The sequence below is a fragment of the Enterobacter sp. Acro-832 genome (assembly GCF_011752745.1).
Taxonomy (GTDB): Bacteria; Pseudomonadota; Gammaproteobacteria; order Enterobacterales; family Enterobacteriaceae; genus Enterobacter; species Enterobacter quasiroggenkampii.
This window is the reverse complement of the sequence record NZ_VWWX01000003.1, coordinates 631,586-645,718: the sequence shown is the minus strand read 5'-3', so window position 1 is coordinate 645,718 and position 14,133 is coordinate 631,586. Positions and strand designations below refer to the sequence as shown.

Sequence of the window (14,133 nt, the reverse complement as noted above, 5' to 3'; positions counted from 1 at the left end):
TTATCTTCCTTCATTCACAATATGGGTACCGGTTTCCCCACGCAGCGCGGCGGGCAGGCAGTCTGGCGAGGTGATGATCACCCGCTTGCCGCCGTGGTGTAAAAATTCCAGCGAGGCGACGATTTTGGGCAACATGCTGCCCGCCGGGAAGTGACCTTCTTCCCTGTAGCGCGTCATCTCCGCTACGTTGACGGTGTCCAGCGCCTGCTGGTTTGGCTTGCCGAAGTTGACGCACACCTTCTCCACGCCGGTGGTAATCACCAGCACGTCGGCGCGGATCTCGCGCGCCAGCAGCGCGGTGGAGAGATCTTTATCAATCACCGCGTCGACGCTCTGGTAATCGCCCTGCTCAGTGCGCACCACCGGAATACCGCCGCCGCCCGCGCCAATCACCACAAAGCCTTTTTGCGTCAGGGTCTTGATCGCATCGGCCTCGACAATGCGCAGCGGCTGCGGAGAGGCCACCACGCGACGATATCCCCGGCCCGAATCCTCAACAAAGTGCCAGTCCGGGTGCGCGCGCTGCAGTTCGTCGCGCTGCGCCTCGCTGAAGAACGCGCCGATCGGTTTCGTCGGGTGCGTAAAACCGGGATCGTTTTTATCCACTTCCACCTGCGTGACGACCGTAACTGCTTTTTGCTCCCCGCGCGCGGCCAGGCGGTTGTTCAGCGCCTGCTGGATCAGGTAACCAATGCCGCCCTGGGTGTCCGCCACGCAGTTTGCCAGTGGCGTGAGGGGAAGCCCCTCCCGCTCGTGGGCAATTTCAGCCCGGCGCAGATCCAGCCCCACCTGAGGGCCGTTGCCGTGGGTAAGCACGATGTCATAGTCGGAGGCCAGCATTTCCAGCACGGACTCTGCCACCGCTTTAACCGCCTGCGCCTGATGTTCAACCGACTGGCTGGTGTTGTCTTTGATAATGCTGTTGCCGCCAATGGCGACGACCATAAGCTCTTTCATACGTGCTCCTTCGCAACAGTACCCGGCTCAGCGCTCGCCGCTTCGCGGCTATCCAGCACATGCTTCACCACAAACATGCCGCCCATCATCAGATACGCGGTGACGAACATCAGCGAACGGCCTTCGGCAAAGCCCACGACCGGAGCGTGGATCACCCCGAACAGCGCCAGCAGCGCCCCACCCGCCGCAGCCACGGCACCGCGCAGCGGTTTGTTAATGATGGCGAAAATGGCGATACAGCCCCACAGCATGCTGGCGAGCGGTGCCCCGTTCCCCAGATGGACTAATCCTTCGTAGTAGATCCCTTTGCTGTGCAGCACGTCGGTACCGATTTTGGCGGCATTCGTACCCGCCGCGCCCATCACGCTGTTCATCATGGTCAGCGCCCAGTTGGCGATCCACGGGAACAGGCAGATGAAGATCACGGGCACTTCCACCTTCGGCGTTTCCCTTACCACCTGATTGGCGGTGACCACGCCGATAAACACCAGAATCGGCACGATGGCGGTCATCGGAATGATGGCGAGCATAAACGCCCCCAGCCCGAACAGCGGCACGATGAACATGGTCACGCCGGAGGCCAGCGTGTAGCCGATGCTCGCACCCATCGCTTTCCAGCCGGGATGGCCGACGTAGACCGTCACCGGGAACGGGTTCCCCATCAGACAGCCGAGCATGGAGGCCAGACCGTTCGCCAGCATGACTTTACGCGTCGGGTATTCATCCCCCGCCGCGTGGGCGCTTTCGATGTTCTCCAGGTCAAAGATGTAGTTCGCCAGACCCAGCGGTACGGCAGAGGCAAGATACGGTAGCGCGTGCGGCAGCCCCTGCAGGAAACCTTCCACGTGCACCTGCGGCGGGTTAAAGCCGAAGGATGACATGGAAGCTTTAATCGCCTCCGGGCTCTGCAGGCCGGAGATCCACGCCAGGGCCGTGCCGGCAATCAGCAGCAGCAATCCGGTTGGGATGCGGGCAAAGATCGGCTTTTTACCGAACCAGTTGATGAAAATCAGCAGCAGCACGATAAACGACACGGTCGGCGCCTCGAACGCCTGCAGCATCGGGTTCATCGCCAGGAGCAGCAGACCCAAACCGGACAGGCACGACAGCAGCACGGTGCGCGGGATCATCTTGCGGATGGTTTCCCCTAAAAACGAGCCGCCCGCCAGGATCATCGCCTCCACGAAGCACCACACCAGGCCAATCTGGATGGCGAACTCCGCATCACCGGTCTGCTGATAGACCGGCATCAACACCAGGAAGGTCACGGTAAAAATCGACGGCGCGCTGGGGCCGGACGGCAGCGCGGTGACGTCCGTGCGCCCGGTCTGGCGCGCCATCTGCATGCCAAACCAGGCGTAGCAAATACTCGCGGTCAGCACCGCCAGCCCGAAGGCTGGCGCAATGCGTCCATAAACAATCTCCTTCGGGATGCCGACGACAAAAATGAGCAACCCCATCATGGTCAGCAAATTGGTCAGGTTGTTGGTCATCAACCCGAAATACGCCGCCCAGTCACCTCTTTTCCACTCCAGTTTCATGTTTTTCATGGATGCATGCCTTATAAAAAGTAGCGATCGCGGAAGGTCAACAGCGCCTTTTCAAAACAGCTAAACGGCGGGTGAACGATGCCCGCCCCAATCATGCCGATGCCCGCCTCTTTGTGGGCAATGGCGGTGTTAATCACCGGCAGAATGCCGCTGCCGGCGACTCTGGTGATGTCGATGGCGGTCGGGATCCCCATAAACGAGAGCAACGGAATGGTGACGTTCGGGTTTTCGCCGAGGGTGATTTCGCGCATCTGACGGGAGAAGTCGATGGCTTCCTCCACCGTCCCGCCCACCAGGGCGACAATCGCCGGGGCCGTCGCCATCGCAAAGCCGCCGATGCCGTAGGTTTCGGTGATCGCGCTGTCGCCGATATCCAGCCCGGAGTCTTCCGGCTTATAGCCCGCGAACATCGGGCCGATCACCTGCTGCGCCGGGCCGGTGAACCACTGCCCCGGCAGGCCGGAAACGCGCAGGCCGAACTCGTAGCCGTTACGCGCCATGGTGGTAACCACGGTGCTGTATTCAATGCCGTGGGCGGCGTCCAGCGCGGCTTTACACATCGCCATCCACGTCGGGCCGGAGAAGTAGTCGCTGCTGGCGACAAACTCGAACACCTCGCGCTGCTGCTCAACCGGATAGCCCGCCTGGATCAGCCCCGGGGTCAGCGCCTGAATCAGCAGCGTGGTGCCCGCATTGTTGCGGTTGTGGCACTCATCCCCCATGTGCAGCGCCTGGGCCAGCATCAGCCGCAGGTCGATTTCGCCGATAATCTTCATCGCGTCGCGCAGCATCGGGCCGAGCACGTCCCGCATCCAGTTCAGGCGGTCGATGACGCTCTGGTCGTTGGCGCCCATGCGCAGGATCTTCGCCATCTGCTCGCTGAGGTTGGTGAAGGCGCGGTTGCCGTAGGTTTTGTTCTCAACAATGTGCATAAACATCGACGCAGAGGTGACGCCCGCCATGGAGCCCACGCAGTCATGCTCGTGACACGGCGAGAAGGTGATCTCGCCGGAGGCGGCAAGCCGTGCCGCGTCGTCCAGATCTTTCGCCAGCCCTTCAAACACCAGCGCACCGGTGACCGCGCCTTTCATCGCGCCGCACATGTTTTCCCAGGAGACTGGCGGACCAGCGTGCAGAATGGTGGTGCGGGTCATCCCCGGCACAACGTTAATCGCCTGGTCATAGCCCACCAGCACCGGATGAGACTGGATAATGCGCTCAAGCGCGATTTGGTTGGCGGCAGCGATCTTCTCCGCCAGCGGTTTTTCCGCCAACTGGTCGAGCGCTTCAACCACCTGCATATTGCCCTGCCCCGGCGGCGTCCAGTCGAGCTGGGTCACGGGAACGTGCTGCTTTTTAAGATCGTCGCTGAACATCGCGATACCCACGTTAATGACGTTCAGCGGCTGGTTAAATAAGGTGGTCATTATGCGTTCTCTCCTTTGCAGACAAATTCGCGTGCCAGTAATCCGGTATTGGTGCTGCTGCTGGCCCAGATGAGGCCTGCGTCGGTCAGCATCTGGCACTGCTGTGCCAGCGACTGCGGATCCTGATCGGTGCCGAGCACGTATCCGAGGATCTCAAGCGGACGGTTATCGGCCTTCGCGATGGCCTGCGCCTCTTTGATCGCCTCAATCATCACCCCCACTGGATCCTCGTGCGCGCCGAAGCCCAGCACAAAGTCCATCACGATGACGCCCACTTCCGGATCGCGCGCCTCCTGCAGCAGGCGGCTGATGCGGTTGGTCGGGTCGATCATTGGGTGCGGCTTGCCGTTGGTGAAGTCGTCGTCGCCAAAGTCGAGGAAGGTATGGGCTTTACTGACGCTGACGTCCGGCAGGCGTTTAGCGGGATCCGGCTGGATATTGCTGTACACGTCGTCGAACTTCTCCAGCGCGGCAAACATCGCTTCGTCGCACAGGGTGCCGCCGCAGAACAGGCCGCGAATGTACTTCTGCTGCGGGGTCAGGCGGGCGCGCACCTCTTCAATCAATGGCCAGTTGAGCAGGTGCAGATCAAGGGACTCTTTTTTGATGCCGGTAAGCAGAACGGCCTTCAGCGCCGCCTCTTTGGTGCCGCGCGCAAACTGCAGTCCGTCCTCATCGGCGGGCGGTTCATTGCGCCCGAGGAAGCAAACAACTACCGGCTTGCGGCAGGCTCTGGCGCGGGCCAGCACCTTTTCTGCCACGGCAGTAGCCGCTGGTTTGGAGATCAGCGCGATAACCTGGGTGCCCTCGTCGGCTTCCAGCATGTCGATGGCGTCGAGCATCATCAGGCCGCCAATTTTCTCGCTGAGATCGCGCCCGCCGGTGCCAATCAACTGCGACACGCCGCCGCCGAATTCATGGATGCGCACGCTCAGCTCCTGGCTGCCGGTGCCGGATGCGCCGACGATGCCAATCGGTCCGCGACGCACCGCGTTGGCGAAGCACAGTCCCGCGCCGTTGATGATGGCGGTGCCGCAGTCCGGCCCCATCATCAGCAGTCCTTTCTGGTGCGCCAGCTGCTTCAGCGCCAGCTCGTCGTCGAGCGAGACGTTATCGGAGAAGAGCATTACGTTGAGATCGTTTTCCAGCGCCTGACGCGCCTCGCGGGCGGCGAAGGTGCCGTTGACGGAAATCACCGCGAGGTTGCTCTCCGGGCGATGGGTTTTAGCGCTGGCAATCGTCGCGTAGCGCGCTTCATGGGAGCCCGCGCTCTCTTTACGCGTGAACAGCGCTTCAATAGCGGCCAGCGTTTCATCATTCGCCGCGTCGCCTTTAATGACGATCATCAGGTCGCCGTTTTTCGCCTCATTTAATTCCGGCGTTAACAGCCCGAGGTTTTTTAATACGCCCTTATTCATTTCCGTTGCCATGGCGACAAAGGCCTGTTCAACGCCCGGCAATTTATTGGCTTTAGTGGAAACGGACATTAATGACACGGAGTCAAAATAGGTGTTCTTTTTAATCACGATTTTCGTTGGCATTATTTTCTCCTGAAAGCGGATAAAAGGGGGCCGCCGTCGTGCACAATGCACGTCGGTAAAAAATGCTTTATTTAATTAGCGGCCAGCCGGGACGGGCTGACCGATTGTTTTACGCGCCCGCCGCCAGCAGCAGGTCGGCAATCTCAGTGAAGCCTTTCTCCCGCGCCAGTTCGAGCGGGGTTTTGCCGTATTTGTCGGTCATATGCGGGTTCGCGCCGTGATCCAGCAGCAGCTTCACGATCGCCTGCTGCTTTGCGCCGCCGTCGTTTAACACGATGGCTTCCAGCAGCGGCGTCCAGCCGACAAAGTTGGTGTGGTTAACGTTGATATCGGTTTTTTCCAGCAGCTCGCGCACGATCTCCACGTGCCCTTTTTCACTGGCAGGCGTAATGCCCACGCCGCCAAAACGCGTCAGGCGGTCGAGATCCGGATTCGCGGGTAATACCAGCCGCAGGAGGGTTAAATCATTCGTCAGGCAGCTAATGAGGAAAGGGTTAAAGCAGGTCTGATCCTGTTTATCAATATCTGCCCCGGCGGCAATTAAAAATTCTACGCAGGAATAGTGTTTTTTCAGGCTGGCAATCGTAACGGCGGTTCTTTTCTGGCGGTTAGTGGCGTTAATATCCACGCCTTTCTCCAGACAGGCTTTTAGCGCATCGCTATTGCCCTCTTCTGCCGCCAGCAGAAATTCGGTAACCAGTTCAGTTGCAGACATATTCAGACTCCCGATGTTTTTCTTTCTGTTGACCTGAGAATAGCAACAGCCTGGTCATAAAAGAATCCGCTTAAAAATGATTCATCGACAGTCAATTCATTGTTGAGTTAAATTCAACAGTTCGGTCAAAACGTGCGTCTGTGCAACCTTTTTCTTATGTTTAACCGCTTTTTAGCGCATCAAAACGCATTATGCTTATGTCTGATAAAGCCTTATGCACCAGGGCTTTCGGCAAAGCGTCAGAACTGTGATCGGCTTCAAATGCGTTGTAACAGTGTTGTTAAAATATGTTCAAAACTGATGTCTGACGGAGCCGTGATATGAATTCCATCTTTACCGAAGAGAACCTGCTGGCCTTCACCACCGCCGCCCGCTTTGGCAGCTTCAGCAAAGCCGCCGCCGAACTGGGCGTCACCACCTCCGCCATCAGCTACACCATTAAGCGCATGGAGACCGGGCTGGACGTGGTGCTGTTCGTGCGTAACACGCGCAGCATTGAGCTGACCGAGTCCGGCTTTTACTTTTACCGCAAAGCCACCGACCTGCTTAACGACTTTCACGCCATCAAGCGCGGGATTGATACCATCTCACAGGGCATCGAGGCGCGGGTACGCATCTGTATCAACCAGCTGTTGTATACGCCGCGCCATACCGCGCGGCTGCTGCAGGTGCTGAAAAAGCAGTTTCCCACCTGCCAGATCACCGTCACCACCGAGGTCTATAACGGCGTGTGGGACTCCATCATCAACAACCAGGCCAATATCGCCATTGGCGCACCGGACACGCTGCTCGACGGCGGCGGAATTGACTACACCGAGATCGGCGCCATTCGCTGGGTGTTTGCCATCGCGCCGGCGCACCCGCTGGCGTTCGTTCCGGAACCGATAGCGGAAAGCCAGCTGCGCCTGTACCCCAACATCATGGTGGAAGATACCGCGCACACCATTAACAAGAAGGTGGGCTGGCTGCTACACGGGCAGGAGGCGATTCTGGTGCCGGACTTTAATACCAAATGCCAGTGTCAGATTCTGGGCGAAGGGATAGGTTTTTTACCGGAGTATATGGCGCGGGAAGCGGTGGAAGACGGGCTGCTGGTGACGCGGCGTATCAATAACCCGCGTCAGGATTCGCGCATGCTGCTTGCCACGCAGCATGCCGCGACCGGCCAGGTCACGCGCTGGATCAAACAGCAGTTTGGCCCCCAGGGCGTGCTGACCGGGATCTACAGCGACTTACTCTGGCGTGCTTAGCTCTTACTCTGAACCCAGAAAGCGTGGATAAGACCCGGGATGTAGCCCAGCAGCGTCAGAATAATGTTGATAATAAACGCCCAGCCGAAACCTTTGCTCAACAGCACGCCCAGCGGCGGCAACAGGATGGTAAAAACAATACGCCAAAAACCCATATCAAAACTCCGTGCAAGCTAATCCATTGAAAATAATAAAGAGAACTATCTCTAAGCATAGCCAGTTTACCTGTCTGCGCCAGTTCTCTCCCCCGCGTTTACCCTCTTTTACGCTTTTGACGCTGGCGTAATGCGCACAACTACTTTAGCATTAACTTAATTAAGCAAATACTAAACTATCATGACCGAACTCGAACAGCTTCAGGCCAGCGCAGAGCAGGCCGCAAACCTTTTAAAAGCGATGAGCAATCCGCGTCGCCTGCTGATCCTCTGCACGCTGTGCGGCGCCCCCGGCACCAGCGCGGGGGAACTGGCCCGCGCGACGGGGCTGAGCCCTTCCGCCACATCGCAGCATCTGGCGCGCATGCGTGAGGAAGGTCTGATTGACAGTACCCGCGAGGCACAGCGCATTCGCTATTTCATTAAAAACGATGCGGTGCATCAGCTCATCAGCACCCTGAAAACCCTTTATTGCCCGTAAGGAGCCGCCATGTCACTTCCCCTTATTTCGCCGCGCGAGGCCAGCGCCCGCATCGCTGAAGGTGCAAAGCTGATTGATATTCGTGATGCCGACGAGTACGCCCGCGAGCATATTCCCGCCGCGCAGTCCATGCCGCTGGATACCTTACCCGGTGGACTTAAAACGCACGCGGGCGAAACGGTGATTTTTCACTGCCAGTCTGGCGCCCGCACCTCTGGCAATGCCGATCGCCTTACGCAGGCCGCCGCCCCCGCTCAGGCATTGGTGGTCGAAGGGGGCATTCAGGGCTGGAAGCAGGCGGGTCTGCAGACGGTCGAAGACAAAACCCAGCCGCTGCCGCTGATGCGTCAGGTGCAAATTGCCGCCGGGCTGCTCATTCTCTGCGGCGTGGTGCTGGGCTATAGCGTCTCCGACGGCTTTTTCCTGCTCAGCGGCTTCGTAGGATCCGGGCTGCTGTTCGCCGGTGTGACCGGTTTTTGCGGCATGGCGAGGCTGCTCAAGGTGATGCCCTGGAACCGTCGTACCTCATAAGCAGTAATCGGTGAAATACGCTGTACCCGCCGTCATACGTGGGCTAAGGTGAAGATCGCTAAAACGATGAGGAGGTAATATGTTTTCTGTCGGTGATTATGTACAACCGCGTAAAGGCGGCCCGAAGCTGAAAGTGCTTGAAGTGAATGGTGACAGCGTTGTGGCGGTACAGGCCAGCAATGAGCAAGGCGAGAAATATACCCTGAAAGCGGCCGATCTGGCGCCGTATACTGAAGACGGTGATTTCGGCGTCTGCTGAAAAAATGCCGGGCGGCGTGTTCCGCCCGGTTTACCTGTTTAGATCAGAAAATCTTCCAGTGATTTGCCGTTTGCCAGCGCGCTGGCAATAGGCTTCGGCGTGCGGCCCTGGCCGGTCCACGTTTTCTCTTCACCGTTCTGGTCAATAAAGCGATATTTGGCATCACGCGGCTTGCGCTTTTTCACTGGCTTACCCGCCTGCCCCAGTTCAGAGCCCAGCAGATCGGTCGGTGAAATACCATCGGCTTTCATTCGTTCCAGCAGGGCATTAATTTTCTCCTGCTGTTCAGCCCGCTGCTGCTCTAATTCCGCCAGCTCACTACGTTTCTCTTCAGCAACGACCCTGACCTTTTCCAGCATTTCCTCAAGAACGTCCAGGGATAATTCGCGTGCCATGGCGCGCAGAGTTCGGATATTATTAAGATTCTGTAACGTCAAAGACATATTATTTGAAAACCTTCTCTTTAGGGTAAATAGATAAATCACCGACAGAATAATTCATTTCCGCTGAAATATCTACCCGCGGGGCGTCCCGGCCAATAGCGTAAATATGTTTTACTGCCACCGTTAATATTATCTTATAACGCCTGTGGGATACGCATGGATTCATTCATCCCATCAATATAAATGGTCATCCTTAATCAAAATTTCAGCATCCTGCGCTGTCCAAAAGCGGGTTGAGGCCTTCGTCAGTGAGACGAGACACAACTAACTGATTTACATTAAAAAATCTTCACACGAGACACATTATAACGAAGCGAACAAAAAACCATCAATTTTAGAGAATTTTGTGGACAAAACGCGTTTAAATAAAAATTAATAACTAGTTGTTAGTTCAAACATAGAGATATACGCTATACACGTCAAACAAACCAGCCTAAAGCGCTAATCGCTTCGGGAAAATCGTTTCTTTTGTGTTCTTCTCAAGGAGTTCAGACATGTTCTCACCGCAATCACGCCTTCGCCACGCAGTGGCGGATACTTTCGCGATGGTTGTCTACTGTTCCGTAGTGAACATGCTGATCGAAATATTCCTCTCCGGAATGACCTTCGAGCAGTCACTTTCTTCTCGTCTGGTGGCGATCCCGGTCAATATTATTATTGCATGGCCTTACGGCTTATACCGCGATGCCGTCATGCGTTTCGCACGTCGTATCAGCCCCGCAGGCTGGGTGAAAAACCTGGCGGACGTTCTGGCCTATGTGACGTTCCAGTCGCCGGTTTACGTGGCTATTCTGCTGACGGTGGGCGCGGACTGGCACCAGATCGCTGCGGCGGTCAGTTCGAATATTGTGATTTCAATGCTGATGGGGGCGGTATATGGCTATTTCCTCGACTACTGTCGCCGCCTGTTTAAGGTCAGCCAGTACAGTCAGGCAAAAGCGTGATATGAAGCGACTGGCGCACGCCAGTCGCAAATTTACTGAACGTCGCCAAACAGTCCCTTCAAAAACCGTTCCAGCGCCATACGCGAGCTGAAACCATGCGGAATACCATAATGCTCATGCGTCTCTCCGCCTAAATAGAGCGGAAATTGCTGATAGTGATCGCAGGTTTTAATATCCGAGGCAGGCTCAGCAAATGACAGGCTTCTGTCTTTCAGCGTCGGGTGAATAATGAGAGCGGTACGTCCCATTCTTGCTTCACGATTAACGTAAACATAATTCTCGCCACGGCGATATCCATACGCTTTTGGCGTCACCTCATCCATGGTGAATCCCTCTTTTTCAAGAACGCGCGCCACCTCATCAGGTCGTAAATACATATCTTTTCCTCGTTATCTTTTCCTGCCCGGCAACCTTACAGTATTCAGCATTAGCAGGGCTTTCAGAATAGTCCATAAACTGCCGGATAACGCGTGATGCGCTTCAGATATTAAATTTCTGAACTAAACTGAACGGGAACGCAAAATTACGGAGGATCGTATGTTTAACAGACCGAACCGAAACGATATTAATGACGATGCGCAGGATATTCGTAATGATGTCAGCCAATTAGCGGACACGCTGGAAGAGGTGCTGAAATCCTGGGGAAGTGACGCGAAGGACGAAGCGGATGCCGCAAAACGTAAGGCTCAGTCTCTGCTCCGTGAAACCCGCGCGCGCTTAAATGGCCGCACGCGTACGACACAGGCTGCCTGCGATGCGGTCAGCTGCGCAACGACCTTCGTGCGCGAGAAGCCTCTCTGTACGCTCGGCACGGTAGCGGCGGTCGGTATCTTTGTGGGCGCTCTGCTTAGCCTGCGTAAATAACCCGCTCACGCACCGTTATCTGCCCCGGTGGCCAATGGTTGCCGGGGCTTTTCTTTGCCTTCTCGCCTGTAAAACCCGTATAGCCTGCCCTGCCCCGCTGAGCTCATCATCATGACAACATCAATCTGAATTTCCCATATCTTGTATGGTTGAAACTTAAGACAACTACATCTAGTATTCCTTTTAGCAAGACACACACAACCTGACGCGATGATTCGCGCCGTTCTCTCATTTTAAATGGAAATACGAATCATGAGCATTATTATTTACACTCGTAACAATTGTGTTCAGTGCCACGCAACTAAACGGGCGATGGAAAGCCGCGGCGTGGCGTTTGAGATGGTGAATATTGACCAGCAGCCCGAGGCCGCCGATACCCTTCGCGCGCAGGGTTTCCGTCAGCTTCCGGTGGTGGTGGCCGGGGAGACCAGCTGGTCTGGCTTCCGCCCGGACATGATCAACCGCATCGCCGCGCAGGCCGCACGGGCATGAGCAGACTGGTGTTCTTCTCCAGCAGCTCGGAAAACACGCTCCGTTTTATTGAGCGCGTCGGGCTGCCTGCGGTGCGTATTCCGCTTAACGAGCGGGAGCGGATCCGGGTAGAGGAACCTTACATTCTGGTGGTGCCCAGCTATGGCGGAGGCGGCACGGCGGGCGCAGTGCCTCGCCAGGTGATCCGCTTTCTGAACGATCCTCATAACCGGGAGCTGATCCGCGGCGTCATTGCGGCGGGGAATCGCAATTTCGGTGACGCCTTTGGCCGCGCCGGAGATGTCATCTCTCAAAAATGCGGCGTGCCGTATCTCTATCGCTTTGAGCTGATGGGGACGCAGCAGGACGTCGAAAACGTGCGTAAAGGAGTGAACGAATTTTGGCAACGACAACCGCAGAACGGGTAATACAGGCGACGCCGGATTACCACGCATTAAACGCGATGCTTAACCTCTACGACCGGGAGGGTCGCATTCAGTTTGATAAAGACCGTGAGGCGGTGGACGCCTTTTTTGCCGCCCACGTGCGGCCCAACAGCGTGACCTTTACGAGCCAGGATGAACGTCTCGACCACCTGGTTAACGAGGGTTACTACGATGCGCGCGTCCTCACCCGCTACGAACGCGCCTTCGTCGTGAAGCTGTTTGAACGCGCCCACGCCAGCGGCTTTCGTTTCCAGACGTTCCTTGGCGCGTGGAAGTTCTACACCAGCTACACCCTGAAAACCTTTGACGGTAAGCGCTACTTAGAAAGCTTTGAAGATCGCGTGGTGATGGTCGCGCTGACCCTGGCGCAGGGCGATGAAGCGCTGGCGCAACAGCTCACCGACGAGATCCTCTCCGGCCGCTTCCAGCCCGCCACGCCCACCTTTCTCAACTGCGGCAAAGCCCAGCGCGGTGAGCTGGTCTCCTGCTTCCTGCTGCGTATCGAAGATAATATGGAGTCGATTGGCCGCGCGGTGAACTCGGCGCTGCAGCTTTCCAAACGCGGCGGCGGCGTGGCGTTTTTGCTCTCTAACCTGCGCGAAGCGGGCGCGCCGATCAAGCGCATCGAAAACCAGTCCTCGGGCGTGATCCCGGTGATGAAGATGCTGGAGGATGCGTTCTCCTATGCTAACCAGCTTGGCGCGCGCCAGGGCGCGGGCGCGGTTTACCTGCATGCGCATCATCCGGACATTCTGCGTTTCCTCGATACCAAGCGCGAAAACGCCGACGAAAAAATCCGTATCAAAACCCTGTCGCTTGGCGTGGTGATCCCGGATGTCACCTTTAAACTGGCAAAAGAGAATGCCGAGATGGCGCTCTTCTCGCCGTATGACGTTGAGCGAATCTATGGCAAAGCTTTTGGCGACGTGGCCATCAGCGAACTTTATGACGTGCTGGTAGCCGACGAGCGCATTCGCAAAAAATATATCAACACCCGCGATTTCTTCCAGACGCTTGCCGAAATTCAGTTTGAGTCCGGCTATCCGTACATCATGTACGAAGATACGGTAAACCGCGCGAACCCGATTGCCGGGCGCATCAACATGAGCAACCTGTGCTCGGAGATTTTGCAGGTCAACAGCGCGTCCGGCTATGACGAGAATCTGGACTATGCGGAGATCGGCAAAGACATCTCCTGCAACCTCGGGTCGCTGAATATCGCCCACACCATGGATTCACCCGACTTTGGCCGCACGATAGAAACCGCCATTCGCGGGCTGACGGCGGTGTCGGACATGAGCCACATCCGCAGCGTGCCGTCCATCGAAGCGGGCAACGCTGCGTCGCACGCTATCGGGCTGGGGCAGATGAACCTCCACGGCTATCTGGCGCGGGAGGGCATCGCCTACGGCAGTCCGGAAGGGCTGGACTTCACCAACCTCTATTTTTACACCGTCACCTGGCACGCGCTGCATACCTCGATGATGCTGGCGCGCGAGCGCAACCAGCGTTTCGCGGGCTTTGAGCAGTCCCGCTACGCCAGCGGGGCGTATTTTAGCCCGTATCTTGACGGCGACTGGCAGCCGAAAACCGAAAAAGTACGCGAACTGTTTGCTCGCGCCGGAATTGTGTTACCGACGCGCGCGATGTGGCAGCAGTTGCGTGATGACGTGATGCGCTACGGCATCTACAACCAGAACCTGCAGGCCGTACCGCCAACCGGCTCGATCTCCTACATCAATCACGCCACGTCGAGCATTCACCCGATCGTGTCGAAAATTGAAATTCGCAAAGAAGGCAAAACCGGACGCGTTTACTACCCTGCCCCGTTTATGACCAATGAGAACCTGGCTTTGTACCAGGATGCGTATGAGATCGGCCCGGAAAAAATCATCGATACCTACGCCGAGGCGACGAAACACGTGGATCAGGGACTCTCGCTGACGCTGTTCTTCCCGGATACCGCCACCACGCGGGACATCAACAAAGCGCAGATCTACGCCTGGAAGAAAGGTATCAAGACGCTCTACTACATTCGCCTGCGCCAGCTTGCGCTGGAAGGCACCGAAATTGAAGGCTGCGTGTCCTGCGCGCTGTAA

17 protein-coding genes are annotated in these 14,133 nt (G+C 56.8%); 9 read left to right on the top strand and 8 right to left on the bottom strand.

Annotated elements, in window-relative coordinates; translation table 11 throughout:
* The 5 genes from F3J31_RS14540 to F3J31_RS14520 form a co-directional block, all read right to left on the bottom strand.
* Entirely contained in the window at nucleotides 1–957 is a 957-nt protein-coding gene (locus F3J31_RS14540) for a carbamate kinase family protein (protein ID WP_167213787.1), read from the bottom strand.
* Nucleotides 954–2,507 carry a xanthine permease gene (locus F3J31_RS14535; protein WP_167213784.1) on the bottom strand — a complete coding sequence of 518 codons (1,554 nt, stop codon included), beginning with the start codon at nucleotides 2,505–2,507 and terminating at the stop codon, nucleotides 954–956. Before F3J31_RS14535 ends, F3J31_RS14540 begins: the two co-directional genes overlap by 4 nt.
* An 11-nt stretch (nucleotides 2,508–2,518) precedes the next feature.
* Nucleotides 2,519–3,934, bottom strand: a complete 1,416-nt coding sequence (locus F3J31_RS14530; protein WP_205246255.1) for a DUF1116 domain-containing protein — start codon at nucleotides 3,932–3,934, stop codon at nucleotides 2,519–2,521.
* Entirely contained in the window at nucleotides 3,934–5,475 is a 1,542-nt protein-coding gene (fdrA, locus tag F3J31_RS14525) for an acyl-CoA synthetase FdrA (RefSeq protein ID WP_167213782.1), read from the bottom strand. Before fdrA ends, F3J31_RS14530 begins: the two co-directional genes overlap by 1 nt.
* A gap of 109 nt (nucleotides 5,476–5,584) precedes the next feature.
* Nucleotides 5,585–6,190 (bottom strand): ankyrin repeat domain-containing protein, encoded by a 606-nt coding sequence (locus tag F3J31_RS14520; protein ID WP_111967733.1) that lies wholly within the window; start codon nucleotides 6,188–6,190, stop codon nucleotides 5,585–5,587.
* Nucleotides 6,191–6,510: 320 nt separating this feature from the next.
* Between F3J31_RS14520 and F3J31_RS14515 the strand changes: the two genes are divergently transcribed.
* Nucleotides 6,511–7,440 (top strand): LysR substrate-binding domain-containing protein, encoded by a 930-nt coding sequence (locus F3J31_RS14515; protein WP_045909292.1) that lies wholly within the window; start codon nucleotides 6,511–6,513, stop codon nucleotides 7,438–7,440.
* Here the strand turns inward: F3J31_RS14515 and F3J31_RS14510 are convergent.
* Nucleotides 7,437–7,595: a YqaE/Pmp3 family membrane protein gene (locus tag F3J31_RS14510; protein ID WP_167213779.1), complete on the bottom strand. Its 159-nt coding sequence runs from the start codon at nucleotides 7,593–7,595 to the stop codon at nucleotides 7,437–7,439. The genes F3J31_RS14515 and F3J31_RS14510 overlap by 4 nt on opposite strands.
* Nucleotides 7,596–7,776: 181 nt before the next feature.
* Between F3J31_RS14510 and F3J31_RS14505 the strand changes: the two genes are divergently transcribed.
* The 3 genes from F3J31_RS14505 (at nucleotide 7,777) to F3J31_RS14495 (ending at nucleotide 8,866) form a co-directional block, all read left to right on the top strand.
* Nucleotides 7,777–8,076, top strand: a complete 300-nt coding sequence (locus F3J31_RS14505) for a metalloregulator ArsR/SmtB family transcription factor (RefSeq protein WP_048029255.1) — start codon at nucleotides 7,777–7,779, stop codon at nucleotides 8,074–8,076.
* A 9-nt stretch (nucleotides 8,077–8,085) separates the two neighbouring features.
* Nucleotides 8,086–8,607 carry a rhodanese family protein gene (locus tag F3J31_RS14500; protein ID WP_167213776.1) on the top strand — a complete coding sequence of 174 codons (522 nt, stop codon included), beginning with the start codon at nucleotides 8,086–8,088 and terminating at the stop codon, nucleotides 8,605–8,607.
* Between the two features lie 79 nt (nucleotides 8,608–8,686).
* Nucleotides 8,687–8,866 (top strand): hypothetical protein, encoded by a 180-nt coding sequence (locus tag F3J31_RS14495; protein WP_048029253.1) that lies wholly within the window; start codon nucleotides 8,687–8,689, stop codon nucleotides 8,864–8,866.
* A gap of 38 nt (nucleotides 8,867–8,904) precedes the next feature.
* On the opposite strand, the gene stpA is transcribed toward F3J31_RS14495, so the two are convergent.
* Nucleotides 8,905–9,309 carry a DNA-binding protein StpA gene (gene stpA, locus F3J31_RS14490; RefSeq protein ID WP_048029252.1) on the bottom strand — a complete coding sequence of 135 codons (405 nt, stop codon included), beginning with the start codon at nucleotides 9,307–9,309 and terminating at the stop codon, nucleotides 8,905–8,907.
* 494 nt (nucleotides 9,310–9,803) lie between these two features.
* Here stpA and alaE point away from each other — a divergent pair, with 494 nt between their 5' ends.
* Complete coding sequence (gene alaE / locus F3J31_RS14485; RefSeq protein ID WP_023617655.1) at nucleotides 9,804–10,253, top strand: L-alanine exporter AlaE; 450 nt, start codon at nucleotides 9,804–9,806, stop codon at nucleotides 10,251–10,253.
* 32 nt (nucleotides 10,254–10,285) lie between these two features.
* Here the strand turns inward: alaE and F3J31_RS14480 are convergent, their stop codons facing one another.
* Complete coding sequence (locus F3J31_RS14480) at nucleotides 10,286–10,630, bottom strand: DUF2002 family protein (protein ID WP_008502568.1); 345 nt, start codon at nucleotides 10,628–10,630, stop codon at nucleotides 10,286–10,288.
* A gap of 160 nt (nucleotides 10,631–10,790) precedes the next feature.
* On the opposite strand from F3J31_RS14480, the gene F3J31_RS14475 reads away from it, so the two are divergent.
* From F3J31_RS14475 to nrdE, 4 genes are all read left to right on the top strand, one after another.
* A complete protein-coding gene (locus tag F3J31_RS14475; protein ID WP_008502569.1) occupies nucleotides 10,791–11,117 on the top strand; it encodes a DUF883 domain-containing protein in 327 nt (108 codons plus the stop codon).
* A 252-nt stretch (nucleotides 11,118–11,369) separates the two neighbouring features.
* Entirely contained in the window at nucleotides 11,370–11,609 is a 240-nt protein-coding gene (gene nrdH / locus F3J31_RS14470) for a glutaredoxin-like protein NrdH (protein ID WP_167213773.1), read from the top strand.
* Nucleotides 11,606–12,016, top strand: a complete 411-nt coding sequence (nrdI, locus tag F3J31_RS14465) for a class Ib ribonucleoside-diphosphate reductase assembly flavoprotein NrdI (RefSeq protein ID WP_024907682.1) — start codon at nucleotides 11,606–11,608, stop codon at nucleotides 12,014–12,016. The genes nrdH and nrdI overlap by 4 nt, the downstream gene beginning before the upstream one ends.
* Entirely contained in the window at nucleotides 11,989–14,133 is a 2,145-nt protein-coding gene (gene nrdE, locus F3J31_RS14460; protein WP_167213771.1) for a class 1b ribonucleoside-diphosphate reductase subunit alpha, read from the top strand. The genes nrdI and nrdE overlap by 28 nt, the downstream gene beginning before the upstream one ends.

Bases quoted from the DNA above. Each gene is read 5' to 3' on its own strand.
- F3J31_RS14505 (WP_048029255.1), top strand. From the start codon at position 7,777: ATGACCGAACTCGAACAGCTTCAGGCCAGCGCAGAGCAGGCCGCAAAC.
- F3J31_RS14495 (WP_048029253.1), top strand. From the start codon at position 8,687: ATGTTTTCTGTCGGTGATTATGTACAACCGCGTAAAGGCGGCCCGAAG.
- F3J31_RS14500 (WP_167213776.1), top strand. From the start codon at position 8,086: ATGTCACTTCCCCTTATTTCGCCGCGCGAGGCCAGCGCCCGCATCGCT.
- nrdH (WP_167213773.1), top strand. From the start codon at position 11,370: ATGAGCATTATTATTTACACTCGTAACAATTGTGTTCAGTGCCACGCA.
- F3J31_RS14530 (WP_205246255.1), bottom strand. From the start codon at position 3,934: ATGACCACCTTATTTAACCAGCCGCTGAACGTCATTAACGTGGGTATC.
- F3J31_RS14475 (WP_008502569.1), top strand. From the start codon at position 10,791: ATGTTTAACAGACCGAACCGAAACGATATTAATGACGATGCGCAGGAT.
- F3J31_RS14515 (WP_045909292.1), top strand. From the start codon at position 6,511: ATGAATTCCATCTTTACCGAAGAGAACCTGCTGGCCTTCACCACCGCC.
- alaE (WP_023617655.1), top strand. From the start codon at position 9,804: ATGTTCTCACCGCAATCACGCCTTCGCCACGCAGTGGCGGATACTTTC.
- F3J31_RS14520 (WP_111967733.1), bottom strand. From the start codon at position 6,190: ATGTCTGCAACTGAACTGGTTACCGAATTTCTGCTGGCGGCAGAAGAG.
- F3J31_RS14535 (WP_167213784.1), bottom strand. From the start codon at position 2,507: ATGAAAAACATGAAACTGGAGTGGAAAAGAGGTGACTGGGCGGCGTAT.
- F3J31_RS14510 (WP_167213779.1), bottom strand. From the start codon at position 7,595: ATGGGTTTTTGGCGTATTGTTTTTACCATCCTGTTGCCGCCGCTGGGC.
- stpA (WP_048029252.1), bottom strand. From the start codon at position 9,309: ATGTCTTTGACGTTACAGAATCTTAATAATATCCGAACTCTGCGCGCC.
- F3J31_RS14540 (WP_167213787.1), bottom strand. From the start codon at position 957: ATGAAAGAGCTTATGGTCGTCGCCATTGGCGGCAACAGCATTATCAAA.
- F3J31_RS14480 (WP_008502568.1), bottom strand. From the start codon at position 10,630: ATGTATTTACGACCTGATGAGGTGGCGCGCGTTCTTGAAAAAGAGGGA.
- fdrA (WP_167213782.1), bottom strand. From the start codon at position 5,475: ATGCCAACGAAAATCGTGATTAAAAAGAACACCTATTTTGACTCCGTG.
- nrdI (WP_024907682.1), top strand. From the start codon at position 11,606: ATGAGCAGACTGGTGTTCTTCTCCAGCAGCTCGGAAAACACGCTCCGT.